This window comes from Novipirellula galeiformis, assembly GCF_007860095.1.
Lineage (GTDB): Bacteria > Planctomycetota > Planctomycetia > Pirellulales > Pirellulaceae > Novipirellula > Novipirellula galeiformis.
Map to the genome: position 1 here is coordinate 256384 of NZ_SJPT01000009.1, position 26582 is coordinate 282965.

General features: G+C 55.5%; 14 protein-coding genes and 1 pseudogene. 3 read left to right on the forward strand and 12 right to left on the reverse strand.

The features are described 5' to 3' along the window. Positions 1–181: 181 nt before the first annotated feature. Positions 182–4234, reverse strand: a complete 4053-nt coding sequence (locus tag Pla52o_RS22110; protein ID WP_146596801.1) for a PAS domain S-box protein — start codon at positions 4232–4234, stop codon at positions 182–184. A gap of 1098 nt (positions 4235–5332) precedes the next feature. Further along, the gene (locus tag Pla52o_RS27550; protein ID WP_146596802.1) at positions 5333–5638 is read right to left on the reverse strand and encodes a hypothetical protein; all 306 of its coding nucleotides are present in this window, start codon (positions 5636–5638) and stop codon (positions 5333–5335) included. A 212-nt stretch (positions 5639–5850) separates the two neighbouring features. On the opposite strand from Pla52o_RS27550, the gene Pla52o_RS22120 reads away from it, so the two are divergent. After that, the gene (locus tag Pla52o_RS22120) at positions 5851–8481 is read left to right on the forward strand and encodes a mechanosensitive ion channel domain-containing protein (RefSeq protein WP_146596833.1); all 2631 of its coding nucleotides are present in this window, start codon (positions 5851–5853) and stop codon (positions 8479–8481) included. A 510-nt stretch (positions 8482–8991) separates the two neighbouring features. Here Pla52o_RS22120 and Pla52o_RS27125 read toward each other — a convergent pair. The 6 genes from Pla52o_RS27125 to Pla52o_RS22145 all read right to left on the reverse strand — a co-directional run bounded on the left by Pla52o_RS27125 (position 8992) and on the right by Pla52o_RS22145 (position 16913). Beyond that, positions 8992–9573: a hypothetical protein gene (locus tag Pla52o_RS27125; RefSeq protein WP_197169427.1), complete on the reverse strand. Its 582-nt coding sequence runs from the start codon at positions 9571–9573 to the stop codon at positions 8992–8994. Positions 9574–10099: 526 nt separating this feature from the next. After that, complete coding sequence (locus Pla52o_RS22125) at positions 10100–11578, reverse strand: hypothetical protein (protein ID WP_231612554.1); 1479 nt, start codon at positions 11576–11578, stop codon at positions 10100–10102. Positions 11579–11860: 282 nt separating this feature from the next. After that, positions 11861–13414, reverse strand: coding sequence for a family 16 glycoside hydrolase (locus Pla52o_RS22130; RefSeq protein WP_146596803.1), 1554 nt, complete (start codon positions 13412–13414; stop codon positions 11861–11863). Between the two features lie 271 nt (positions 13415–13685). Next, positions 13686–14522: a putative RNA methyltransferase gene (locus tag Pla52o_RS22135; RefSeq protein WP_146596804.1), complete on the reverse strand. Its 837-nt coding sequence runs from the start codon at positions 14520–14522 to the stop codon at positions 13686–13688. Positions 14523–14597: 75 nt separating this feature from the next. Further along, positions 14598–15866: an MFS transporter gene (locus Pla52o_RS22140; protein WP_146596805.1), complete on the reverse strand. Its 1269-nt coding sequence runs from the start codon at positions 15864–15866 to the stop codon at positions 14598–14600. Between the two features lie 144 nt (positions 15867–16010). Beyond that, positions 16011–16913: an HAD-IB family phosphatase gene (locus tag Pla52o_RS22145; RefSeq protein WP_146596806.1), complete on the reverse strand. Its 903-nt coding sequence runs from the start codon at positions 16911–16913 to the stop codon at positions 16011–16013. A gap of 281 nt (positions 16914–17194) precedes the next feature. On the opposite strand from Pla52o_RS22145, the gene Pla52o_RS22150 reads away from it, so the two are divergent. Next, entirely contained in the window at positions 17195–18409 is a 1215-nt protein-coding gene (locus Pla52o_RS22150; protein WP_146596807.1) for a GntR family transcriptional regulator, read from the forward strand. Between the two features lie 166 nt (positions 18410–18575). Here the strand turns inward: Pla52o_RS22150 and Pla52o_RS22155 are convergent, their stop codons facing one another. The 4 genes from Pla52o_RS22155 to Pla52o_RS22170 form a co-directional block, all read right to left on the reverse strand. Next, positions 18576–19556 carry a metallophosphoesterase gene (locus tag Pla52o_RS22155; RefSeq protein WP_146596808.1) on the reverse strand — a complete coding sequence of 327 codons (981 nt, stop codon included), beginning with the start codon at positions 19554–19556 and terminating at the stop codon, positions 18576–18578. 297 nt (positions 19557–19853) lie between these two features. Beyond that, positions 19854–21113, reverse strand: a complete 1260-nt coding sequence (locus tag Pla52o_RS22160; RefSeq protein ID WP_146596809.1) for an MFS transporter — start codon at positions 21111–21113, stop codon at positions 19854–19856. A 184-nt stretch (positions 21114–21297) separates the two neighbouring features. Then, on the reverse strand, positions 21298–22659 hold the full coding sequence (locus tag Pla52o_RS22165; protein WP_146596810.1) for a DUF1501 domain-containing protein: 1362 nt from the start codon (positions 22657–22659) through the stop codon (positions 21298–21300). 25 nt (positions 22660–22684) lie between these two features. Beyond that, complete coding sequence (locus Pla52o_RS22170; protein WP_146596811.1) at positions 22685–25414, reverse strand: PSD1 and planctomycete cytochrome C domain-containing protein; 2730 nt, start codon at positions 25412–25414, stop codon at positions 22685–22687. A 520-nt stretch (positions 25415–25934) separates the two neighbouring features. Here Pla52o_RS22170 and Pla52o_RS22175 point away from each other — a divergent pair. After that, a pseudogene (locus tag Pla52o_RS22175) lies at positions 25935–26582 on the forward strand (hypothetical protein); the annotation flags it as partial.

Sequence of the window (26582 nt, forward strand, 5' to 3'; positions counted from 1 at the left end):
GGGGGATGGCTATCGAGGTTCGCTTGCCGCCAGCAAAGTGCTCTGTCCCCAATGGGATGCGTCCAGTCGACGGAGGTAGAACCACGTGCCCCAGCAAGATGCTCTGTCCCTTTGCTTTGTTGATGCTAGTAAGGACAAGTGCGTGGCGCTGTTCCTGTGTCGTGATGCGTGATTTGTATGATCATTTTCCAACGTGCTCACAGACGGACCTGCGCGCGACTTCGGCAAAACATTTCTCAATGGTTGACCTCAATTGAGTCGGTTCGAATGGCTTTGCAAGGTAATCATCCATCCCCGCATTGAGACATCGTTCCCGGTCGCCTTGAATGGCATTGGCGGTGAGAGCAACGATGACTAGGGGAGTATCCTTCCCGTTCTTTTTCTTTGCTTCCGATTCGCGAATTTTTTTCGTCGTCACAAATCCGTCCATCGTCGGCATCTGGCAATCCATCAACACGATGTCGTAAGATTTGCCCGCTAACGCCTTGAGTACCTCAAGGCCGTTTTCCACCACATCACAATTCCAACCAAAACGGGACAGCATCTCGCGTGTAAAGAGTTGGTTGATTTTGTTGTCTTCGGCTAACAGGATACGGGTTCCAGACGCTTTCTTTTCCATCGCTGGTTTCGGCACAAGCGAGGCTTCATCGAGTGCGGGCAAATCCCCCGCTTCGCACAAGCGGAAGTTGGCAGTAAACCAAAACCGAGAACCAACGCCTTCACGACTCTCGACGCCGATTTGTCCCCCCATTTTTTCGACGATCGCTTTGCAGATCGAAAGGCCAAGTCCCGAGCCACCGTATTTTCGATTGATGGAGCTATCGACCTGTGAAAACGACTGAAACAACCGATTCAGGCGATCGGCAGGGATGCCAATTCCTGTATCGGTGATCGAGAAGAGTAGGGTGACGCCACGCTCCGATTGTTCTTGGTGTTCGACTCGTAGGTTGATTTCTCCCCGATCGGTAAATTTAATCGCGTTGCTCAACAGATTCACAAAGACTTGACGCAAGCGATGGCTGTCGCCCACAAGACGCAACGCGATGGCGGGGTCGATCGAATGGCTGAGTTGCACACTTTTGTCTTCCAATCGTGGCGGCATGCTGCGCACCACGTCTTCAAGTAACTGAGGAAGATCAAAGGGGTGCTGTTCTAGTTCCATGGAGCCCGCTTCGATTTTAGAAAAATCAAGAATGTCGCTGATCAACGCCAGCAATGCCTTGCCGCTACTTTGGCAAGCGCTAACGAAGCGACGCTGTCGATCATCCAGTGGAGAATCGGCAAGCAATTCCGTCATGCCAATGACACCGTTTAGAGGCGTTCGCAACTCGTGACTCATGCTTGCCAAAAACTCGCTCTTCGCACTGCTCGCTCGCTCGGCTTCCACCTTCGCTGCAATCAGCGCCTGCTGATTCTCTCGGCGTTGCGTAATGTCAATCTGGGTCGCAATGAAATTGCACAACTCGCCGGCACTATCAAACACCGGGTCAATCTTCAGGTCGATCCAATGCCCATCGCCTGACTTTTTGTAATTGAAAATTTCGACCGCAATACTTTCTCGTCGCTCAATTTTTTGGCGAATTGTACGAATGGTTTCGGAATCTGAATCGGGACCAATCAAGAAATCCATGGGGCGTCGCCCGACCACCTCGTCCGACTCGTATTGACTCATTTGCGTAAACGCTTCGTTCACCCACTCGATACGACAGCTAGAGTCCATGATGAACACGGCATGCTGTGTCTTGCTGGCGACCAACGAGAGTTTCGAAATCTGACGATGAGTCTGCTGTAACTCGTCTTCCGCCCGCTTGCGTTCGACAAAAACGCCAATGGTGTCGGCGATCGAGGCCAGTGATTCGAGCGTGTTGACTTTCAAAGGGTGCTCACTAAACAATGCCAATACGCCAACGACGTGCTCACCGACGATCAACGGATAGCCGGCAAAGGCGACCAAGTTTTCATGCTTGGCCCACAGCGGATCCTCAAGTTCCATGTCGTTTTGCAAGTCATTGGTCGAATACGGCAAGCCACGCTGAGCCACGCGTCCCACGCAGCGCTGCCCGACGGGAATGCGTGAATGGACTCCGTCGCGGTGGGTGTACAATCCCGCACTGGCTTGCAGTTCCAAGACGGACTGCGTCGGATCCATGGTCCAGATCCTCGCGAGCGATACTTGCAATCGGTTGACCATGGACTGGCAACACTCTTGTAAGCCAGACTCCAGTGCAACCGCGCGTGACAACGCCACCCCGACATCCGCAGTCAACATCGCCAACCGATTGCGTTCAGCAAGAACCGCCTCATTTTCTTTGCGTTCGGAGATATCTCGGACAACGGTGACTAAGCGAGAGGGTTCGTCGTCTGGTGCAATGTATTGCACAAAAAGATCGACAGGGACATCTCGCCCGTCTTTTCGCCGCACGACCGTCTCAACGCGTTGCATCGGTTTTTCGCCAGACAAAAGGCTCGCCACCATTCGCTGCAACGCGTCCGCTGACATTCCGACATCGACATCCCGGGGGCCCAATTGGCACAATTCCATCGCGGAATAGCCAAGCAGTTTGGTGGCTCCTTGGTTGACATAGTAAAAACGAAGGGTCTGAGGGTTCAACATGAAGACCGAATCATGGGTCTGGTCAAGCGTGGTTTTAAATTGATTCAGCTCAATTTCATGTTGTTTCCATTGGGTCAGATCGACGTGACTGCCCACCACGCGATTCGGATGCGTGTCTCCATCGCGGCAAACGGTAAAGCAGCGAGAGAGCACGTGCACGTAGTGGTGGTCTTTGTGCAGGATGCGACATTCAACTTCATATTTCTCTAATTCTCCGCGAACGTATTGATCGAGCTTGGTGGAGACATTGTCTCGGTCGTCGGGATGCACCAGCTGAAGCGCCGCGTCAGCGTCATCGCCAATGTCTTCGCGATTGTAGCCCAACATGTCCAGGAATCGTGGCGAAAAGAACACCTTGTTCGTTTCTAAATTCCATTCGAAAATGCCGTCGTTGCACCCGAGCATCAGCACGTTAAACTGCTCGCGGCTAACATCCAGCTCCTTTTCCAAAGCGTCTTGTTTGGCCAGTTGCTCTTCGACTTTCAACTTTTCTTGATTCAGATCCGCCGTCCGTCCCACCACCAATCGTTCCACCAGTTCCGTTCTGCGGAACAGGTAAGCAACAAATGCACTGACGATTCCAGAGGTCAGTATTCCGAGTAGCAACATGGTACGCGGAGTCGAATCGCGGCGAATTGCCACATAATCCGCGTTCGCTGTGCAGTGCAGCGTCCACGTTCGTCCAGCGCGTTCAACAAACCCGTCGAAATGGAGCGATGCAGTCGGTTTTTCACCAAACAATCCAATGGATTTCGTTTCCGCCGATGGATGTTCGTGGAGACGCGACCTATGCAGGTAGGCGTGGCGTGCATCGAGTGACGCACTATTCTCAAACAACCGGATTTCGATTCCCGCATGATCTAGCGGTGCGAGTGCATTCTCAAGCACTTGATCTAAGCGTAACTGCCCGACAATAAATCCCCTCAACTTTTCTGGGGAGGGCGTCTGAGAACGATCCTCGGGTTTCTCAAAAACCGCAGACACCAGCAGCACCTGAAGCCCCGCTCCTTCCTCTTGACGTGGCAGCGCAGGCGACGCGGTGATGCGCTTCGTTGACTTCGCGACCGCAAACGTATCGTGCAAGCGAGGATCTGCATTTAAATCTTCGCCGAGCTCGATTCGTGAATTGTTGGGCGGATACTTGTAGGTTACCGGCAAATATTCCGGGCGATGTGAGGCAGGTTGCAGTTGACCCTCCGCGGTTCGCTGCAGAATCCCTTGTTCAGAGACCGATTCACCCTGCTCGTACGCAATCCGCTGTGATTCGTCCACGTGGCTGACCCACGTGATCGCATTGAATCCAATGGTTTGCGGTTTCATTCCATTGATGAAGCTGTGGAATTCGCGTCGATTGACGCTTTGTGAACTGCGGTACAGCGACTCGATTCCGCGGATGAGATCAATCGGTCTGGCAAATTCGGATTCGAATACCGCGACCCGCTCTTCGGCTGACCGGCGAAAACCCTTTTCGATCGCTTTTTGATCAAGCGTGCGCATCAGATGATAGAGATAGATGCTTCCGATCACGCCTGCGACAAGCATCAGTAATGGCAAGTACCATTTCATCGAGCGAATTTGCAGGATTGGCATAAAGAGGGAGCGTCCTGAAGCGACAGTCATTGTCTTGATGCCAATGGTCAAGCGATTGTTCAGAAACCTTTCGGACTCATTGTATCGTGATACGTGAAGCCGCGATCAACGACCGACCACAGTGGCACCGCGTTATTTTCGACCGCGAAGCCCGCTCGCGATCGATCGACATTTCACGATGAATCTTAATGGTTTCACATTCGCTATTCTACTACATTTACGATGGGAAACAGTGTCAGACGTCGCGGGGACCCAAATGATCGCGTCACCCCCGCTTGAGCTTGTTGCTTCAAAACAGGGGCGTGCTTAAGGCCACGATTCCCTTGCATCGGTAAATCGCCCCCCAGCAAACCGACCACCGGTGTCAGGGGCGGATCGAGTTCCCATGCGTTTTCAGCGATCCGCTCTCATACGCCATCGCTTGCAGATTGAGTGGGGCAAGCCTTCCGGCAATCCGATTCAACAAAAATGCGATAGAGACAGGCTACTTCGTCTGGGTAGCGTCGTCCAGCTGATACAAACGCTCGCCGCCCGCCTCGGTATGGCTCGGTCCCCGTATCAAGACACCTCGTCTCGCTTACAACGCGGTTCGGATCGTGAACCGAGCCCAAACGCAAAGCTAGCAAATTGCCGGTGAAAGGCCTTCGCTACTGCCGATTGGGGGGGCGCCGCCCCGCTTTTTCCAGAGCGGTTACTCTTCTAGCAAAAAAGTGACTCTTTTGGCCCCGAGAAACGCGATCGGTGTAGAGCAAATCGGGCATTTTGCGTATTTCAAAGGGTGCCGTCTTCCACCGCGGCCTGGCTTAAGCCTACTCCGTTTGCGGTGCTAGTTCCAAAGCCGCCCCCGTCTCAGATCAGCGAGCGGTCATGGGGAGCCACGCACTCGGAATCGGACGCAATTAGCTGAGGCCATTTTACTTCTCGTCCCCGCCGCGATGCGTTGAGCGGAGGGGCGGAAACAGGTGGCCAGTATCGCTTAAGATTCCCAAGCGTTCCTGTACTGAATCAATCCCACGTTAGTGACAGCCACCACCATGATGCTCGGTACACGATTCGTCATTTGCGAAATATTGCTCGTTTCAGCAGTGTTGATAGGTTCAACGTGCAGTCATTGCTTGGGGCAAGTTTTCAACGCTCCGCATCCGTATCAGGCTCCGTACTCCCATCCCACGACGAGTTATCCCACGGGGTCTTATCCGGTTGAGTCGGCCTCCCGCTACGGTGAGCCGCAACGGTACTGGAATTCGGAAGGATCGACTTCGGCTGGGAACTCGTCTGCGTCAGCGTTCCACCGCGATTCGGGTTCACGGACCGCCACCGCCGCTTCGAGGGAAAGTCGGGATGCTGCATCGAATCGGTCTTCCGCTTCGGCGTTTCAAGCGACACCGGTTGTTCCTGAGAACGCATTTGAAACGACTCCGTCGGCGTCTCCATCGGGCTACTCCAGTCTCGATTCCGGATCCGAGACACGGCGTGACGGCGTTATCCGTTTCGCAAGCACTCGGCCATTGAATTCCAATCCTCCCTTTGGAAACGGTGAACTTGCTAACTCGAGTCGATCCGACGTTGGTCCCGTAGCGTTCGTTACACCGTACACGCAAACGCGAATTCAATCGGCACGAGAAAGTGTGTCGCAGTACCGGCGGATGGGAATGTCGATACCAGCAGTCGCGGCAAAGGTTGCTGGCGAAAACGCTAACTATGCAGAGCAATGGGCCAATGTGGCCGAAGATTATCAAGCCTTAAACGAGCGAGTCAGCGCCGTCGCGGCGAAGCTGAACACGACGAAGAGTGACCTTGACGACGTTCGATCAAAACTTGAGCACTATGGTTTGACTCCTACCGTCGGTTTGCTTCTGCGGCACAAAAAGGAACAGCTCGACGCATGGCAGGGCAACGGTTCCGTGACACTCTTTGTAACGGAAGAACTCGGACGCGCGCGTCAGAAGCAGCTTGAAGTGGAGATGGTCCGCTACAACGGCGCCGACGCCAGCGGCCAAACCACTGAAATTTTGGCCGAAGCTGGATTGGATGCAGCAAGTGTTCAGAGCATGGTGTTGGCATCCCAGGTCAGGGCGTTGTTAGATCAGCGACGTGAATGGTTAGCCGCACTCCAACAGGGCTATCATGATTACCAACGAAAATTGGCCGAGCTCGATTCGACGACCACGGAATTGGCGAAACTGACTCGCGAATATCGAACGTTGATCGATCGTCATGTGACTTGGATTCGCAGTGGCGATCCGATTCGGATCGACGACCTGCGAAATTTGGGAGCCGGTTTGGGAGCGTTGTTTGATTTCCGTCGCAGCTCCGACTTGGGATACTCGATCAAGCGCAAATGGCAAGCGAATGCGATCGCTGGAATCGGATTGTTGGTTTCGATCGTTTTGTTTTTGCTGATGCGTTGGCGAACCAAATCATGGTTGGTTGATATTGGCAGTCGCAAACGGATGCGTGAGGCGACGGCGGACACGCGAAAGTTGGCTGCGGGGGTTTTAACCACCTTCGTTGCGCTAGCGTTTCCGGGGGTTTTGTACGTGTTAGCTCGCTGGTTGGGCACTGGCGTCGTGTCCGAATCGACGTTGCACGCATCGAGTGGGTTGTACGCAGCGAGCTTGGTAGCGTTGATGGTTGAAGTGCCCCGGCAATTGCTTCGTAAACACGGTTACATGGAAAAACATGTGGCGGTAGAACTGCCGCACCGCGAACGAGCGACCGCGTTCTTGACGCTGGTTGGGTTCGGGTTGGTTTGGGCAGCGTATGTGATCACGCTGATGAATTTGGTTGAGCACGGGATGTGGCGTGACTCGGTGTCGCGATTCGGCTTGATGGCAGCGATGTTGATGGTCGCGTTGACCGCTCATCTGACCTTTCGTCCGACCGGCGGTTTCCTTGAACCGTGGATTGCCAAATTCGGCGGCAGCGTGATCCATCGAGTGCGGTTTATAATCTACTTGGCGGGGATCGGTTTCCCCTTGGCGATGCTGGTGCTCGCCGCGCTCGGCTATGGGTACACGTCAACCGAGTTGATACGACGCGCGATCATCACGTTGGTGTCTGTAATGGTTGCGGCGACATTATGGTCTGGCGTGAAGATCGTTTCGGCCAATATTTGGCAGATGCTAACCGGCACGATGCCGTCGCCTCAATACGACGAATACGGACGAATTAACACGGGCAGTTCCTCGGGATCTCAGGTAAGCGGCGTTCTAGGCGAACATTTTCTCGAACTGAAGCACCACCTCGCGTTCCTGTGTCAATGTGGATTGGTGGTGGGGGCAATCGTTGCATTCGGTTCGCTTTGGATCGATGTCTTTCCCAATGTGCGGATGGGAAATCCCGTCGTTTGGACGGTGCAGGACACGGTCACCCAAAGCTCGGTTGATGCTTCGGGTCAAACAATCACGAGCTCCGTCATGGAATCGACGCCCGTAACGGCGCTCCATCTTTTATTGGCGGCCGCGACATTGTTTGTCGCGTTTCAATTGGCAAAATTGCTGCCCGCACTGTTTGATGCTTTGGTTTTACAACGTGTCTCATTCGATGAAGGGATGGAGCACTTCTTCTTGGTGCTCGGGCGTGTGTTATTGTTTGGCGTGGGGTGTTTGGTCGCTTGTAAGTGGGTCGGTGTCCGCTGGCAAACGATTCAGTGGCTGGCGGTGGGGCTGACGATCGGCTTAGGCTTTGGATTGCAAGACATGGTGCGAAACCTATTTGGTGGACTGGTCGTGCTGTTTGAGAAACCTGCGAGATTGGGAGACTTGATTACCGTAGGACGTGTCACCGGACGTGTTGCGGCACAGAAATTTCGCACGACGGTGTTGTCCGATGACGAGGGACGCGAAGTCATTATCCCGAATAAGAATTTTGTCAGCGAAGATGTGGTGAATTGGATGGGCGCAGGGCGATTGAATGTGATTCCGATCGAAGTCGCAGTCAGTCGAGATGAGCGGCCCGCCGATCTTTGTCGTACGCTACAAGAACTTGTGATTGCACAACCGGACGTTCTGTTGGCGCCCGCCCCGCAAGCTACTTTGGTGTGTGTAGGCCAAGCGTCTCAAAGGATCGAGGTCCGCGCATGGATCGAAGAAGGGCAGGACCCCGCTCGTTTCCGCGATGGGTTATTGAAGATCGTCAGCAAGTTTTTGCGAGAGCATGAGTTGCTCGCCGCTGTGCAACCCACGCAACCATTGATGCGTGAAGCCACCGAGGACGAAATGCTAAGCGGAAATTTCCGATCACGCAGCAGTCGCACTCGCAAACGTTCTGCATAGTGGGTCGCATTAGGCAATCGAGCGAGGGGTTGTTGCAAACGCTCACCAAGTTGGGGACGTGTGGTGTGAGCGTTAAGGCGGTAGCCAATCGATTGGGATCATCGGGCAACCGTTACGCTTTCCCTTCATGCTGTGCGAGCAGTTTGGACCGCGGGAGGCAATCTGCCCATTAACGCGTCGATGATCGCGATGGCAACCAATCACCCGACGAGGGGGAAGTCAACGTGGCGTGGTGTATGGCATGGTGGTGTGCGGCCAGCGGAGGTCGCGGTCCGAACGCTAGCGGAAGCAACCACGATGGCGGGCCAACGTGAATGGAATGGTGAATTATAAATCGCATTTCAAAGGTCGCTCCCACGTCAGTGACGAAGACCAAGCTGGTGTGAGGAGCAAGCCTCCGGAGAACCAACGTGGGAACGGTGTCAGCGGAGATCGAGACCGCTAGGAGAGCCAGCGAAGGCAACCTGGGGTGCAGCGTCTACCGCGATTAAAATGCAACGATCGAGATACTCACCGAGAGGCGAGTCGAAGCGAGCTTCGGTAGTGCCAAGGCACAGGCGGATCGGGAGCGTAAGAGAGTGAGATGGGGCGCAGGTGATCGTTTGTAAACGAGTACAGCAACGGCGGGGCGATCTTTGTGGGGACGGGCGACGGAGGGTCGACGACCGCGTGCGCAATGGTCACCCACCACGACGAGATGCCGTGGCACTTCGCGGCGTCCTCGAGCCGGATGATTCGGATCGTCGGTTTGTCCTTGACGGCCGAACCACACGATCGCCGGGGTTCGGCAACGCCGTCGTGGCACGACGATGACGTTTCAGTGCAGCGTGTATTCTGGGGACAGCAAGAACTCGCGCTGGGCGGCGTGTCGTGACTGCGTGAAACGAACGCGATCGGATTGGATGGAGATCGTTCTTTGACGCGAGCGACAAGAAAGGATGGCGCCGCGACCGCGTTGGTGTTCGCCCAGCGAAGCTTCTCGGCATCGGTATGGCAACAGCATTGGTCCCAACAATACGCGGCCGTCGCGCATCCGCAGGAGCATGTTTCGCAAGGAAAACGCCCTTCTTTTGCGGGTGAGGGAGCCGTCAACGGTAGTCCTACCAGCCCACACGACAACATCACTAGCAATAAAATGCTAACGAAGCATCGGCATCGGCGAGATACCATCGACGGTTGGAAAAAGAACGACAACAAAGTTAGGCCAACGCCTCAAAAACGGACCGCAAACGGCTCGCTCCTCACGGCTGGGATTCTAGTCGGGAGTCGCGCGGTGGTAAAGTCACTTTCGGGTCATCGAGAACGCGGTTTGCGGTTGGAAAAGGCCAACCCACGCGTCCCGACATTGCCGATAGTTTGTTCAAAAACGATGGTGCTAATTGGGAAGATGACGCCCCGGTTTCAGAGTGCTCTATATGCTGTGATTTGTCACCGGGACGACGAATGTTTATACACGCCGTGACTACCTTGGGCATTGCCGGAGCGTATTGAAGGCTCGATCACATGCCGAGAAGAACCATCACGATTCGGTGGTCCGCGGCTCCCATGAACAAACAAGGTTCAAGATGAAGTCCGCCGAATGGATTGCAGTGGCCGACGATTTGGTTACTCGATTGGGTTACTCGTCAAACTTGAACGAGTACAAGTCAGCGTCTTTGAATACAAATCGCAGGCGTACGGGGGTGTTGGAGAGAGACCCGACATCGCTGCCCTTTTTCCACGAGACCACTCGCCGGATCTCGTTGCCAATTTGTTCATTTGCATCGTCGAGGGTAAAGCCAGGGATGGGCTTGCCTAAAAGATCTTGGATCTCGACTTGAATGCTGCCAGCTGCGGAGGTACTGAAATTGATTGCCAGTTCACGGCCCTTGAACTTCAACGGTTTCGTAATCAATTCTCCTCCGGCGTAAGGGGCCTGTGCCGAAGCAAACCCATCCAATCGCATCGAGTATCTTCGCAAGTGCGATGTTGGCTGGGCGTAGTCTTGATTCAGATAAACCGACATCTCCGAGGGACCGGTTTGCACGACGTTCAAGGCGGGGTAATTGGTTCGCGAAACCCAGTTTTTGGCGCCAATCCCGGGACGAACGTAGCCGCTCAGGAACGTGCGGTCGTAGTACTCTCCGCCACGCGAAGTCATCAATACGGCATCGGACGTATCTTTGAAATACGCGGGCGATACATTGATCGCCTCGGCTTGTTCCTTGGAAAGTACCTGACGACCGGGCATGAAGCGAGCAGCGATTGCAACATACAAATGGGAAGCACGAAAGTAAGGGTGGGTTTGATTCGTGTAAAGATGCTCGATTGGCGCTTCACCCTCTCCATGACGATACTCCATCAACACAGGGGGCGACCAATTTAGGAAATCGTTGCTCGTGGTGCGACAGATGCGGCGGACTCCGTCTGCGAAAACTCGGAAAAAACAGACGTATGATTTTTCAACGTCTGACCAAAAGGCGACGTTCTGAGAATCAAACATGTAGTCGAAAGGAACCATCTCCTTGGGGATGACTGCTTGCTCGCGAAGTTTTTTCCAGTGAATCCCATCCGCGGACGTCATCGCCACCAGACCACTGGTCATTGTTCCGCCGATTGCTTTGTAACGCTGGTCGGGTGAAACCCCTGGACGCGTATCAAGCAGCGGAGAGAAGTTGTGGGTCAGCGGAGCGGCATTGGCGAGCACGATATTGTTCGTTTCATGCCCCGGAATTTCGAACTGAGTGAATTCGGGCTTCGTCCACTTGATGCCGTATTTCGATTCTGCGTAACAGTACACTTCACCAGTATTGCCGTCCGCTCCCGCTTTCGGATTGCCTCGATAGTACAGACGATATAGATCACCATCCTTGATCACTGTGCAATAACCGCTGAACGGTCCTTCCCACGGCTTATCGAACTTCAACACGATCCCTTCATCTCGCGGCCGATTAAGCACCAAGCGAACATTGTTGAGTTTTTCGATTAGCAAGTGGTCGACTAACAGTTCACGTCGACTGCCGATATCGATCACGTCCACGTCAGCGCCTAGGGACGAGTGCACCGCGGTAGTGAGTTGCACGGCGAGCAGAAAACAAACCACAGTCAAGCAACGCATGAGCGAATTCCCATTTTTGGAGTAACGGACGCTGTCAGCATTCTACGATGATCGCTCACGCGATGCGTGACGGAGGCGCAACGTTTTGGGCCGCAACACGGTGGCGATCGGCAGCGCCGGGCTTTGAGGGTTCGCGTAAATCATAACCCGACGCATCAGCGGAGGGGGGGGAGTCAAGCGGTATATCCCCACGCTTACGCTTGGGGTAATTAAGAACTCACCCGAATAAGAACGAAGCCATTGGGGCCCCAATGATGAGCCCCAATGGCAATGCCAAGAAGGTTACTTGGTTTGCTGCGGCGCTGGAGCGTAAAGCTCTTTGACGCCGTTTTTCAAGCCGTAGAGTTGCGTTACTTCTTCGCCGCTAAGCACGCGATCGAAGACGGCCAAATCATCCATGTGACCAACATAAGATGCGCCCAAGACCATCAGCACGGATGCGGGATCCCAATCGAACGTCAAATCCCAGTCTTCGATGGCCCCCATCGACTTGCCATTCATATACAAACGCCCCGATGGCTTGGCGTCCTTGTTATTGATGTTCTCGAGCGTGAACACCACGTGCGTCCAGGAGTCACTTGAAAATTGCGGTTTCTCCACTTGAACCATCGGACGTTTATTGAAAGGGAGTTCACCCCAACCGACGTTGTTGGGGTCCCAAATCGAAGTCAGTGGACGAATCGCGTAACGGAAATATCGTGGCGTTTCATCTTTGGAGAACTCCAGGAAAATGAACCCTTTGGCACTGCTGTCTCCGACGATTTGGATGGGATCGCAATAGCCCGGTTCGAGATCCTTATCAGGATTGAGCCTCAACCAAACCGAAACCGTTGAACTCCAGTCTTTCGCGTTGTAGTCGAGTACGCCGGAGTTTTTGAATATTGGCTGAAAACGGCTCTTCTTTGTGAAATGAAGTGCTCCGCCGTAACGACCCGACTCGGGTTCAAGTTTTCCATCGTCATTGGCCTCAGCGTGGTGCATTTCTTTTCCAGCGCGGACATAACACGTTCGGTCGCCGCGAGAAAAATCGGCATCCAATCCTTGGTCAAAGGAGGCGTGCAATGTTAACGCGGTGGCCAGTTTTGACTTGGGCTCGTCGACGGACTTCAGGATCTCGGCCGCTTCGTCCGCTGGGATTTCGCGCACAAACAGATTCCGCCAGCGAATTTCACCGCCGTGTGTTTGCAACATGATGGGGCCGGTTGCGGGGAGCGTTTGATTGCGATCCCAGAAATTCTCCATTACCGCATCATCGACAACCAACAAGTCGTTCAACCAAACCCAGGTGCGGTCACCAATTTGGCGGATACGGACCTGATTCCACTCGCCCAATGGTTTATCGGCGAACACCAACGGGTCGCGACCCGAATTGCCCGGCGTGTTATTGAAAAGTGCACCGGACCCGAGGTGGGGTTTTCGGGTGGGCCTCTTGGGATCGAAGGGTTGATGCCAGTCCCAGATCTGCACCTGGGGCGTGCCCCGCAAATAAATACCGCTGTCGGCCTTGGCGACCGTTTTGTACTCAACGAGGAACTCAATGTCGCCAAACTCTTCTTCGCTGGTTGCATAGGCACCGTGCCCGTCGTTGACGAGTTCTCCGTTTTCCACGCTCCAGTGCTGGGAAAACTCGTCTCGCTGCGTCTTCAAACTTGCTTCTTTTTTCTCACCCGTCAGTTTAACCGCAAGGTGGGGGTTCAAGCCGTACCATCCGGATAGGTCCTGTCCGTTAAAGATCGCTCGAAAGCCTTCGGGTGGCTTGGGCTCGGCGGCGCGGATAGTAGGGGATGCGATAATGACAGCGATCGCCACCATTAGCCATGCAGAATTGCGAGTCATGCTTTTGTTCCTAAGCGGTTCTTGTGAAGTCGTACGTGTAGAAAATAAGGATGCGGAGTTGCGTTCGCGTCGACGGTTCCGTGGAGGCGTCGTAATCGATCGTGGATGAGCGAGTGCACCACGCGGCGACTCCGCTGGATCGCGAGCGAGTCATTGTACTGTAACTTGAAACCGAGTGGCATTCGTAGTCGGAGTGGACAATGAGAAATGTTGGGACGCGTTGAGAGCCAAGAAGTTCAGCCGGGAACGACAAAAACGGCCTCAAGAAGCATTACGGACAGCGGCGTAGCAGGAGCAGATCTGCGGCCAAAGTCACCTTCATCGCGGCCAAAGACTCCATTCGAGTCTGCTGGGAATGTCGCATGCCGCGGTAGGTCATCGCGAGGGCGTCAGCGATCGCGTCGGGTTCGAGTTCGACCTGCTGCTGCCAATGTTTTCGCGCGTCACACTGCAGCCCGGAACTCGTCATCTCCTCTACGATGATTTCCCAGCGGCTGCGGCGATGTCCCGCTTGCTGGACCTGTTCTCGAAGTTCAATCAAATCTTCTTCGCCAGGCACCGCGATGATGCAGGTGCCCTGAGGAGCGAGAACGCGGCTGATTTCCTGCACCGGACGACGTCCGAACAGCGATATCACGCGGTCAACACTCGCATCGGCCGCTGGCAAAATACGATCTGCATTGGCCAGCACCCAGGTGGCTGAAGGCCAACCGCGAGCGGCGAGTTTGATCGCGCGTTTGGACAGGTCGATGCCACAATATCCGTCGGCATCGGCGGTGAACAAGGCCGGGCCAAACGAGCCCTCGCCGCAGCCGAGATCAAGCGTGCGCAGCGGCACCTCCGCGTCGATACGTTGCTGGTCCGTGATCCACGGTTGAAGTGTTTCGATCAGTCCGGCCGCATGGCCGCGTTTCAGCCAGCGATGCCGAGCAAGCACCGCTGCATCGGCGTCACCGGGATTGCGTGATTTCCGATCCTGGGGTTGCAACAGACTCCAGTACCCCTCTTTGGCTCGGTCAAAGTGGTGGCCGGCCGCGCAAAAAAGACCGTTCTCACGCTGGTGAAGCGGTTCTTGGCAATCTCGGACGGTGCAACGAAGTTCAAACATTGCGGCATTCTAAGAGCTCTCAAGCAGAGCAAAAGGGGACGCGTCCCAAACATCCTTGGATGCGGCTTGACCGATCTATTTACGTTGCGAGCTAGTTGCCGAAGCTAGGGCCATGGTGAGCATCATGGTTCCCGCCAGCGTGCTGAGTGCCACACGCAGACTGACCCACTCGGAAAGGAAGCCGATCAGCGGCGGTCCAAGCAAAAAGCCAAAGTACCCGATCGTGGAAACCGTCGCCAGCGCGACGCCGGGTGAATTGCCTGGTAGTCTGCCGCAAGCGCTGAAGACGGCGGGAACAATCGTCGCCAAACCCGCACCGATTAGAGTGAAGCCAGCGAGCGCCACGAAAAGCTGAGTGGATGTTACCACGATTAGGACTCCGGCCATCGCGATCAGGGCACTGATGCGCACTTGTTTAGTGGGGCCCAATCTCGCGGATAAGCTATCTCCGGCGAAGCGACCGATCGCCATTGCAATCGCGAATGTTGCGTACCCCATTGCTGCGACCCCTTCGCCGATGCCAAGCGATTGATGCAAGAGCACCGCGCTCCAATCGGCCATGGCTCCTTCGCTGGCCATCACGCAGAACGCGATCACGCCGAGCAGAATCGTCACCCCGCGCGGCGCACGCTCGTGGTCCTCTCGGCTGCGTTGCTGAGGCTCGGACTCCCCGCGGATTTCGCAATCCGTGTTGGGCTTGCACGGTCGCGTCTTTTCGTCGTGGAAACCGTGGTCGCGACCGGCTCGGTCGGCTAACAGCCGAGAGACAATGGGGACGCTCGCCAATGCCAACGCGGTAGCCACGATTCCAAAGTGCCAACGAACGTCCAAGCCTCCAATCGCAATCAGACTTCCCGCCAAGGCGCCGGCCAGTCCGCCCATGCTCCACAAAGCGTGAATCGACGAATTGACCTGCTTTTTCAATCGACGCTCGACCTCCAACGCTTGCAAATTCATGGAAACATCGAGCATGCCATGGCCGACACCGAATACGAATAACGCCGCGATCAACGAACCCAGGTTGAGCATCACTGAGATCGTTGGCAGCCCCAATAGGTACAGTACGAGGCTGAGGGCAACGATCCGACGACTACCGACACGGGAGCAAAGCCAACCCGCACTGGGCATCGCCACCACCGCTCCTGTCGCCACGACCATCAGAGCTAGGCCCAGACTTCCATTGGAAAGTTGGAACTGCGACTGAATCGCAGGTATCCGGGTCGCCCAGGTTGCATACAGAAAACCATTTAAGCAGAACAGTCCACGCACCGCCCATAGCGACGCGTTCAAGGAAAACGCAGCGGGCTGACGAGTCAGTGGTTGCTGGAGTATTGCGTTTGCCATGTGGTTCGTATTCAGACGATGGTATTCAGACGATGATTGCGGTTGGTGGATTGCGCCGGCAATCCGTCCTGGGTATCGCAGCGGGGGGCGAAGCCACGCCAAACCGCTTGGTTTGAAAAGGGGGGGAGCGGCTTTGCAGAGGGCTCAGCAATATTCCCTTTGCAGCCCCTGTGATTCCAGTTTGGCGGGGACGATCGCCATTCGGTCGACTTGCGTCTTCTCCCAGCCCTGGACATCGAGACCATGTTTGTCGAACAGCTCTCGCACTTTTGCTCGATCCGTCCAACCGATGACGTCTTCGAGCATCGGAATTAGCACACTGAACGCGTTGTCGCTAAGCACCGTGCGACGTGCGATCGGAGCGAGGTGTTTGTTCTCTGATACGGCGATCGTATAGCCGTCACAGCGGTTGACGTGCAACATCACGTGCACGTCGGAGCTGCCATCGCCAACGTAAACGATTCGGTCCCACGGAATACCGAGCTGTTCTTGCAGCTCGTCCATCACCGTCACCTTTCCGTAACCAGCCGTCAACTTCGACACCGAGGTGATTTCACCCGTCTCGGGGTGATAGTTCAGTCGAGTTCCCAAAATCCGCTCCGGTGGCACGATGCCTTCAAGCGCCGAACGCACCACCTCTTCGGGCGACGCGGAGACCACATAGAACGTGAAGCGGTGACCATCGATCCCTTGTTGTAGCAACTCCATCAGCGGAGCCAGATTCTTCTTCAGACGAATCCGCTTCCCTGCTTCCCAAAGATGATCGCGGCGGACTTGTCGATAGTCGGGATCGTGCAGCAAGAGGTAGGTCAACTCGCCACCCTGCTGGACGAGATGCGAGTTGGCCAGTCCGCTGACTTTTGATTCAAAGTCAGACAATCCCAGCATCTCGCTGAGCTCGACTCCGGTATCGTTGAAGCTGAGCGTTTGATCGAAGTCGCTGGCGATCAGGTAGTGCTTTCTGCGCGACGGCGAGTTCAGATCATTGAGATCGTCGAAGGAACTCGTCGGGTTGACTGAACTATGAGCCGAGAACGTTTGGTGCATGTTCGTTTCCATTTTGCTCTAAAAGAATCATTTTAAAGGTGACTTTGTTGAAGCAGACGCCAATGTTTCTGAAGGCCGCCTTCGCCTTGCTCTACTTGGCCAATCCTAGGGACCGGGGATTCGATGGTATAGACAGATTGTCTGAAAACGACAAAATAGCTGTAAGCATTCACTTGCATGTTGTTAGTGACAAGCCGCTGATGTCTCGCTATGGAGGAATTTCCACCGTACAACGGCTGACATCATTAGGTTTATTCATATATCAAATTCGTTAGGGGAAAATGGCTGCTCCGAAGTACAAGCAAATTGCTCAGGAATTGATGGCGGAGATTACATCCGGTCATTATCAACCGACTGGGCGATTACCTAGCGAAGCGCAACTTGTAAAGCGGTTTGATGTCTCTCGGCCGACGGCGGCGATGGCGCTGCGGATGCTGCAAGATCAAGGCTTAATCGTACGTCGTGCCGGATCGGGAACCTTCGTGCGGCAACAATCCGTTGCCGTTGACAACGGGCAACGAAAAATTGGGTTGCTGGTACCGGAGATTAACGAGACCGAGATTCTCGAAGCGATTTGTGGTGACTTAGCTCGCTTGGCTCGATTGCACGACTTCAGCCTGTTGTGGTGCGCAGGAATCGATGATGAGTCTGGCGAGAGGTCGCCCCGAGCGACAAGTTTGCCCAGTACAAGCGACCCGGCGACATCGCAATCTAGCGAAGAGAGTTCCCCTTCCGCAAACGCCCTGTCGGACAGCAGCGAGGACCTTGACCCGATCCGAGTGGCCAGCAAGATTTGCAAACCCTTTCTTGATCAAAGTGTCAGCGGAGTGTTTTTTGCTCCTTTCGAACATCATGAGAAGAGTCGTGAGTTGAACCTTCGGATCACCGACCTGCTGCGCCAGGCTGGGGTTTCGATTGTCTTGCTTGATCATGACATTCACCCCTTTCCGACTCGCAGCGAATTCGACTTGGTGGGAATCAATAATCTTGCCAGCGGTTACGTCGCAGCGACCCACTTGCTGAAGCTCGGGTGCAAGCGGCTATGCTTCCTCGCGCCGCCGTTGGCGGCACCGACCATTACTCATCGAATTGCTGGAGCGCGAGAAGGGGCGTTTACGCATGAAGATCAACTTGCGGAGTTCCAAGTCCATCGTCTGCAACCCGATAACGACGCAGCGATAAAGCCGATCGCGGAATCGTCGGACGCAATCATTTGTTCGAACGACCGCGTGGCAGCGACATTGATGCAAACACTCGCGAGGCTCGGTATCGCAGTGCCTTCGGACATCCGGTTGGTTGGATTTGACGACGTCAACTACGCCCAACTGCTGACCGTGCCGTTAACCACCATCCATCAACCGTGTCGTGACATTGCGGTGGTTGCTTTCCGAGCGATGCTCGACAGCATTGAAAAGATCGTTGTGCCCGCGCGGCATTACCTGTTGCCCGGCCAATTGGTCGTACGGGAATCTTGTGGTGCTTATCAAAAACGCTAAGCGATGCTGGGACGAACGGTGAAACGTTGCCTGCATTCCCCCGTTGGTCCGAGGTTCTTCAGCGGGCAACCTCGAGTTCACAAAAGGCTCGCAGTAGAACTCCAATAGCACCGCCGTCCTTTGTGAGAGTCGTGGTCAATCGCAGTGGCGTCTCGCGAACGGCCCCTTAAGGCGCGACGGACGATTCAGGCAATTCGATTTTCTCGGGGACGTTGTCCATCGCCCAGTACTGGTGTTGGATCTTCGTTTCATCCACGATCACGATGCGAAAACCGGAAGGGTCTTTGCCCAGCGGTCGCCCAACGGGGCCGGTCGTGATCATCTCCATCGCCCCGGCGCGACCGTAGGCGTTGCGGTGGTAATGGCCCGCGAACATGGCTCGGACATCCGCTTGCTTCAGTTGTTCCAAGAGGGGCGTTCTGCGTACGAGCGGAATGTTGAAGTATTCATCGGGTTCATCTTCTTGCGATAGAAACAGCGGGTGATGCTGGAATAACAAGATATGCTTGGCCTTGGCGGCCTTGGCATTTTGGAGTTGTGCGTCGAGCCATGTTTGCTGAGCGGCGAGCACTTCCGGGGCCCCACTCGGATCTTTCAGAACGCTGGAATTCAGGACGACATTGCAGACGCCTCCAACCCAGAATGAAAAGTAGTCGTCCCCAAAGTTCTGCTGATAGCTGGCGATCGATTCGCGAGTCGGTCGATTGCCAATGTCGTGGTTACCGCACACGCAGACGAGCGGGATCTCGGGGTCCACGTTAGAGAAATCTTGCTGAAACTGGGAAACCTGAGCTTGATAACGAGCGTGATTCGGAGTGGCATTCGTCAGATCACCACACACGATCACAAACCGAGGCCGCAGTCGATTGATATGTTTTACAGCCTGCTCAACGAGAGCGACTTCTTGGTCGAAGCCCTTGTTTCCGCTGAACATGCCGTATTGAGTGTCGGCAAGTTGCATAAAGAAGAAGGGGCGTTGCCACGTCTGTTCTTGTTCTGGATTAAAAGCCTTGAACGTTCGATTGGCCGCCTGCGTGAAACGTGGCTCCACCTTGCTGGAGAGCTCGTCCTCCGCGGTTGCGTTGGCCATCAATGTAATCGTTGCGACAATGAACAGGATTGATTTTAAGTAGGTTTGCGCTCGCATGGTGTTCGTCAATCTCGAAGAGCTGGAGGTTCGATTGCGGTTGGATTCAGAGTCTGTAGTAACGATGTTACTTGATGGCCGCGCGGTGTGTCGCCACTGGCGTCCACTATAGCCGCTGCCACCGACGGCGAGTGGTTCTTCCCGAGGGCAAGGACGTGTACACCATCGAGTGTGCGAAGCAAAACGCGTGGCAATACGTGTGGGGACATCGCACGTTCGTTGTTGCCTGCGAATTTTTTAACCTTCCATTTTTTAGCCATGTTCTCATGGCGGGCGAGATCGCGTTGACTCGCTTCTTCACGTCGCCGGTCGTTCTAGCTTGGGCAAGAATGCGGCGATGATGCCCATCAACGGCAGGTAGGCACAGCCATGAAAGACGTGCTCCAGACTCGTCCGATCGGCCCACTCGCCGAGCACCGCAGCGGCGATCGCACTGATCCCAAACGCGAAGCCGAAGAACAATCCCGCCACGGTGCCCACCCGGCCTGGCAGCAACTCTTGGGCGAATACCAGGATTGCCGAGAAGGCCGACGCCAGGATCATCCCGATAAAGACTGTCAGCACGATCGTCCCAACCAAACTCGCGTGCGGCAACGCTAACGCGAACGGCGCCACGCCTAAGATCGAAAACCAAATCACAACCTTCCGCCCAAAGCGATCTCCTAATGGCCCGCCCGCAAACGTGCCCACCGCGACGGCGAACAGGAAAGCAAACGAACACAACTGCGACTGCTGCTTGCTGATGTCGAACTTTGACTCCATATAAAGGGCGTAGTAGCTGGTGAAGCACACCAAGTAGATGTATTTCGACAACACTAACGCCACTAGCACCCCGATCGCGCCACCGACTTGGCGGCGGTTAAGGTAGGCGTGCCGCTGTGGCTTGGACGTATTTCCCTTTGCCACGCAACTGGCCAGCTTGGCGGTATACCACGCTCCGACTTTCGTTAAAACGGCGATCCCTAAGAGCGCGATCAACGCAAACCAAGCGATCGAGCCTTGCCCATAAGGAAAGATGATCGCGGCTGCCAATAACGGCCCCAGCGACGTGCCAAAGTTGCCGCCGACCTGGAACAGCGACTGCGCAAACCCATGTCGCCCCCCCGCGGCCATATGGGCCATTCGCGATGCCTCGGGGTGGAAGATGCTGGAACCCGTGCCGATCAGCGCAGCCGACGCCATTAACGTCGCCAGCGTTTGCGACTGAGAAAACAACAGCAATCCAATGAGGGTCATGCTCATCCCGATCGCCAGCGAATAGGGCTTCGGCTTGCGATCGGTATACAGTCCCACGACCGGTTGCAGCAGCGACGCGGTGAGTTGGAACGCGAACGTGATCAGACCGATGTCGCCATAGCTGAGTTTCAGCGAGTCACGTAGCAGTGGATAAGTTGCGGGGATCAACGACTGGATGATGTCGTTCAGCATGTGAGCGACGCTAAGCGACGCCAGCACCGTCACGGCGGTCTGTTCGACGTCAGGATTGGGATGGAAAGACTCCTCGGGCGTCGATGGAGGAGCCTCACGGGGGACTTCGGGAACGGCGGGGCTACTCATAGGGGGGCTCAGTTGGTTGGGCGGCTACCGCGAGGCGACGTCACCAGGGAGGTCCAAACTTAAGTCAACTAAGACCAGTCGTCTATTGGCTTGGTTCGCGCTCAAACCGACAGGGTGCTTCGGTAGTGTCACAGCCTGGAAAGGCGGACGTCCTTGGGCGAGCGAGGTTGCCGCCCTGCAGCGGTTAAACCAGGATTTCCTTGACGACGCGGCCGTGGACATCGGTCAGTCGGAAGTCGCGACCGGCGTGACGGTAGGTCAAGCGAGTGTGATCGATGCCCATTTGATGCAGGATCGTAGCGTGCAGATCGTGAACATCGACTTTGTCACGCACGATTGATTTGCCAATGTCATCGGTTTCCCCGTGCACGATGCCGCCCTTGACTCCGCCGCCGGCCAGCCACATCGAAAAGCAATCGCCGTGGTGCCCGCGTCCGAATTTGCCCTCTTTTGTCGGCGTGCGTCCAAACTCGGTGGCCCATACGATCAGCGTGTCTTCCAACATCCCCCGCTGCTTCAAATCAGCGATTAGGGCCGCCAGCGGTTGGTCGGCGGCTTTGGCCAGGGGCTCGTGTTCCTTCATGTCACCGTGCGAATCCCAGTTTGGGCGTGACCCGCTGTCGACCAGTTCGATAAAGCGGACGCCCCGTTCGGCCAATCGCCGCGCGACGATGCATTGCCAGGCGAAACTCTTGGTATCGCCACGTTTCAGCCCGTACATGGCCAGCGTCTTGTCGTCTTCAGCGTTCACGTCGAAGGCTTCCGGGCCAGACGTTTGCATTTGGAACGCGGTCTCGTAGCTTTTGATTCGCGCCGCCAATCGTGAATCATCGTGACGACCTTGCAGATGATGTTGATTCAGCGCAGCGGCGAGGCCTAATTCCTGTCGCTGAATCCGTTCGGTTTCGGTGCGAGCCACCAGATTGGCGATCGGCTGTGTCCCAGGGATCACGCGGGTGCCCTGATGATAGGCCGGCAGAAAATCACTGGCGTAGACCTGCGTTCCTCCGTAAGGCAGGTGCGGTGCGATCACAATAAACGACGGCAGATTTTGGTTGACCGTCCCGAGCCCATAGCTGAGCCAAGACCCCATGCTGGGTCTTGTGAACGTGGCTGATCCGGTGTGCATTCCCACCGCCGCTTCGGTGTGATCGAAATGTGCGGACTTCATCGAGCGAATCACGCAGATGTCTTCCATTGAATCACGCAGATGCGGAAAGAGATCACTGACCTCGGTGCCACATTTCTGATTCGCACTCGACGAGAATACGCTGCCCATCAATTTGTCTTTGCCGTTACCGTCGCGTCCTTTGCCGGACGGTTTCGGGTCGAAGGTGTCGATGTGCGAGACGCCTCCGGTCGCAAACACCATGATCACCCGCTTGGCTTTGGCGGCGAACTGTGGCGGCTTGGCGGCCAACGGTCCAAGCGGCGACGTTGCGGGTTGCTCCGCCGCGAGTAACTCGCAGAGTATTGCGGGAAACAGCATCGAACCACCGATCAGCGAACGCAGGGTATGGCGACGAGAAAGCGATGTGGGATTCATCGATCAACAACAGGGTTAGATGGGTTTATTCAACGTACAAAAACTCGTTAGTCCGCAGCATCGTTCGCGCGAACGCACTCCACGCGGCTCGTTCGCGGTCGTTACTTGCGTCATGAGTCGTTTTTAATTCTTCGTTCATCGACCGCATCCACTGCGTGACCTGTTCACGTTCGGCCTCATGCGGCGGTCGACCGAACGTCGATTCAAAGGCGTACGTTAAGCGTTCGTTGTGATCTTTGCTGACTTGCATCCAACGGTCGCCCATTTTCGCCGCAGTGGCATGCACCCCTTCATCGTTCAACAAGTACAGCGACTGAACCGTCGTCACGCTACTATCGCGAGTCGCCGAACTCGCGTTGGCGTCGGCACCATCAAAGGTTGTAAAGAACGGCCGAGCGTTCAATCGGGCCATCATCAAATACACGCTCCGCCGATTTGAATCGTAACTATCGCGAAACGGATGATGTTGGGTGTACTTCCACTTGTCTGCCGCTGGAAAGGGATGCGGCTGGCGTGGCGTTCCGAGTTCCAGTTCACCGCTAAGCCACAGCAGCGTGTCTCGCAACGATTCGGCATCGAGTTGTTGGCGATTGAAACGCCAGTGCCAATCGTTATTGGGATCGCTTTGCAGCGCGACGGGATTGTCTTCACCCTGGGAACTCAATCGATAGGTGCGTGAGAGCATGATGCGACGATGCAGTTTTTTCAGCGACCAACCATCGGCGACAAATCGCGAGGCCATCCAGTCCAGCAATTCGGGATGTGTCGGCGGCAGACCACGCTTGCCAAAGTCACTGGGCGTGTTCACCAAGCCGACGCCAAAATGGTACTGCCACACTCGATTGACGATCACCCGAGCGGTCAGCGGGTTGTCCGGTGTCGTCAGCCACCGGGCCAGTTGCAACCGGCCGCTCTGTTTGGCCTCGTCGTTAGACAGCATCTGCCCACCGAGCACTTCGGGAAACCGTCTGGGGATTTTGTCGCCGAGCTTTTCGGGATCGCCGCGAAGCTGTACGGCGGCGTCCTCGGCGTACCCTTCGGCCATCGCGTACGCCAACGATTCGCCCGGCTGGCCGTCCTTAACCAAGGGCACAAAATCTCGCGGTTTTTGGTCGAGTTCGATTCCTGGAAACGGATACCGCGTGCTCTGGAAAATACCGTACAAGCCGTAGTAGTCGTCCTGCGAAATCGGATCGAATTTGTGATCGTGGCAACGAGCGCAAGTGATGGTCATGCCCAACACCGTACGGCCGATGTTGTCCAGCGTATCTTCGATCGTCAGATGCTGCGGATAGTTATCGCTCAACGAACCGAATCGCCGCGAGATGGCTAAATAGCCGGTGGCGATCCGTTGTTCGTTGCGTTGTTCGTCGGACGTGGCCGGCAACAAATCACCGGCGATCTGCTCCTGCAAAAATTGATCGTAGGGCTTGTCGGCATTCAGCGAATCGATGATGTAGTTGCGATACAGGTACGCTTGCGGAATTGGAAAATCAGAGTTATCGCCTGCGGTGTCGGCGTAGCGAACCAAATCCATCCAATGTCGCCCCCAGCGTTCGCCGTAGTGGGGCGAATCGAGCAACCGATCGACCAAATGCTCCCAAGCTTGCTGCGAGTCGTCGGCAAGAAAGTTTCGAATGTCGGCGGGGGATGGCGGCAAACCGGTTAGGTCATAGGTGGCGCGGCGGATCAGCGTCCGTTTGTCGGCATCATTGACGACGTGCAAATCGTGTTTATCAAGTTCCGCGGCGATGAAGCGATCGATATCGTTACGCGGCCAGTCGGCGTCGTGGGGGTGGGGCACGGGCGGGTCGGCAAGGGGCCGCAATGACCAAAATTTTCGCGCTGCTTGGACATCGATCTTCTTTCGTACAAATCGCGTCGCATCGTTGCGAGGATCGGCGGCGCCGGATGTCACCCACTGTTCTAGATCGGCGATTTCGGCGGCCGAGAGTTTGGCGTCCGGCGGCATCTCCATGCCGTTTTCATACCGCACCGCTTGCATGATCAAACTCGCATCGGCATCACCGGGGACAATGGCGGGACCGTTATCGCCACCGCGGCGCATCGTCGGTCGTGAATCGACTAACAAGCCGCCCTGCAGCTCTTCGCTTTCGCTGCTGTGGCATTCGTAGCAGTGTTTCACAAGCAGCGGTCGGATACGTGCCTCGAAGAACGTCAGTTGGTCGGCCGTGATCGGCGGATCGTTCGAACCATCATGTTTTCCTTGCCAGATTTCGATTCCGGAAAAGTTTGCGGCGCCGCCCTTGCTGGTCAACTCGATCGCTCCCTTGGTAACGTCAACATGCCAGGGCCCAAGTTTCTGCCACTGTCCCGCCTTGCCGCTGTTAAACCGTGGGACCACGGTCTTCCCGTCCACACGGATTTCGTAGGTCTCGCTGCGGTTGTCTTCCCAGACATACAGAAACACGGTGAAGGTGCCGTTGGGAATATTGGTCAGCTCGACGCGATTGCCATTCCAGCGGCTGCTGCGAATCATCTTCGCGCGTGGGGTATCCGTCGACGGAACCAAGGTCACATTTTGTGCCTCGAAGGCTTTGTCACTGCAGACGTAGTTCGAGGAATCTTGGCCTTCCCACGGGTTGCCGTCGATCACGACAGCAGGCCCGTTTAGATTTAGACCACGAAAGAACACTGCCGTCTCGCCCGCATTGCAAACCGGACAAAGTGCAGCAGCGAGAACTAACACCAACGAAACCGAGTTCAGCACTCGTGGCGTGTGGGGAATCGTCATGGGCGTATGTTGGGGCTCTCGACTCAAATGTTAGTTCCAGCCAGATAGCACTGTCATCGACGCTACGCTCGGCAGAGCATGGAGGAACGCAGCACAGCCAAAACTCAGCGACGAACCACCTTGGCCGGTTGAGCGTTGAGCCCGGCTATTATAGGAGCCAATCGTGGCAAGCGTCCAAGCAAAAAATCTCAAAATTCAGAAGGTGACTGAATCTTTGTGCTTGTCAGCCAATCGGAGGCGTCGATCGCGGTGGAGTGAATCAAACGGCAACGCTACGGACCGCCGAGACGTCACGGACTGGTTTTAATACGGGGGATGGCTTTCGCCGGGCGTATGATCTTGGTGCCATCGAAATTGATGTATGATGTACCCTGTTTATCCAGCAAAGCATCCTCACCGAGAGTCCTGTATGCCAAACCCGCCATTTATCCCACCCTTTTCATCGTCCCAACAAATTCCTCGTCGTCGTGCGCTGATTTCATTAGGCGCGCATGCGGCAGTGGTGCCAGCTGTCAGTTGGATGACAGATTCTACGGCGTTTGCCGCCGACACCGACACAGCGCCGGTTCGATTCCCGCGGATGGTGCATGAGTTCTTTGTGGCACAGGTCCGACAATCGGGTCAGCGACACATTCGCAACCTCAATCGGCTGAACACCAAAGCCGATGCGGAGCAATATGTACTCGATGCACGGTCACGGATTCGCCAGTCCTTTGGCGACGAGCCGACGCGTACGCCGCTCAATCCACGGGTCACCGGCACTGTCGAACATGATGATTACCGGATCGAAAATGTGATCTTCGAAAGCCGCCCGGGATTCCCCGTAACGGCCAATGTGTATATCCCCAAAGGGCGAACCGGGCCGTTGCCGGCGGTCGTCGGAACCTGTGGTCATTCGCACAACGGAAAAGCAGAACCGGCTTACCAATCGTTCGCCCAAGGGTTGGCCCGATTGGGCTATGTGTGCTTGATCTATGATCCGATCGGCCAGGGCGAGCGGATACAGTATGTCAATGAAAAACTGGGTTCCGAAATTGGCGTCGGCGTGCAAGAACATTTGCATGCGGGGAACCAACAGTTCTTGGTGGGTGATTTCTTGGGAATGTGGCGAGCGTGGGACGGAATTCGTGCGCTGGATTACCTGCTGACGCGGCCCGATGTCGATAAG

What these genes read in the sequence shown, in the direction of transcription:
- Pla52o_RS22125 (WP_231612554.1), bottom strand. Translation starts at nt 11,578, where the DNA reads ATGCGTTGCTTGACTGTGGTTTGTTTTCTGCTCGCCGTGCAACTCACT.
- Pla52o_RS22170 (WP_146596811.1), bottom strand. Translation starts at nt 25,414, where the DNA reads ATGACGATTCCCCACACGCCACGAGTGCTGAACTCGGTTTCGTTGGTG.
- Pla52o_RS22130 (WP_146596803.1), bottom strand. Translation starts at nt 13,414, where the DNA reads ATGACTCGCAATTCTGCATGGCTAATGGTGGCGATCGCTGTCATTATC.
- Pla52o_RS22165 (WP_146596810.1), bottom strand. Translation starts at nt 22,659, where the DNA reads ATGAATCCCACATCGCTTTCTCGTCGCCATACCCTGCGTTCGCTGATC.
- Pla52o_RS22140 (WP_146596805.1), bottom strand. Translation starts at nt 15,866, where the DNA reads ATGGCAAACGCAATACTCCAGCAACCACTGACTCGTCAGCCCGCTGCG.
- Pla52o_RS22150 (WP_146596807.1), top strand. Translation starts at nt 17,195, where the DNA reads ATGGCTGCTCCGAAGTACAAGCAAATTGCTCAGGAATTGATGGCGGAG.
- Pla52o_RS27550 (WP_146596802.1), bottom strand. Translation starts at nt 5,638, where the DNA reads ATGGAGACGCCGACGGAGTCGTTTCAAATGCGTTCTCAGGAACAACCG.
- Pla52o_RS22110 (WP_146596801.1), bottom strand. Translation starts at nt 4,234, where the DNA reads ATGACTGTCGCTTCAGGACGCTCCCTCTTTATGCCAATCCTGCAAATT.
- Pla52o_RS22120 (WP_146596833.1), top strand. Translation starts at nt 5,851, where the DNA reads ATGGGAATGTCGATACCAGCAGTCGCGGCAAAGGTTGCTGGCGAAAAC.
- Pla52o_RS22135 (WP_146596804.1), bottom strand. Translation starts at nt 14,522, where the DNA reads ATGTTTGAACTTCGTTGCACCGTCCGAGATTGCCAAGAACCGCTTCAC.
- Pla52o_RS22145 (WP_146596806.1), bottom strand. Translation starts at nt 16,913, where the DNA reads ATGCACCAAACGTTCTCGGCTCATAGTTCAGTCAACCCGACGAGTTCC.
- Pla52o_RS22160 (WP_146596809.1), bottom strand. Translation starts at nt 21,113, where the DNA reads ATGAGTAGCCCCGCCGTTCCCGAAGTCCCCCGTGAGGCTCCTCCATCG.
- Pla52o_RS22155 (WP_146596808.1), bottom strand. Translation starts at nt 19,556, where the DNA reads ATGCGAGCGCAAACCTACTTAAAATCAATCCTGTTCATTGTCGCAACG.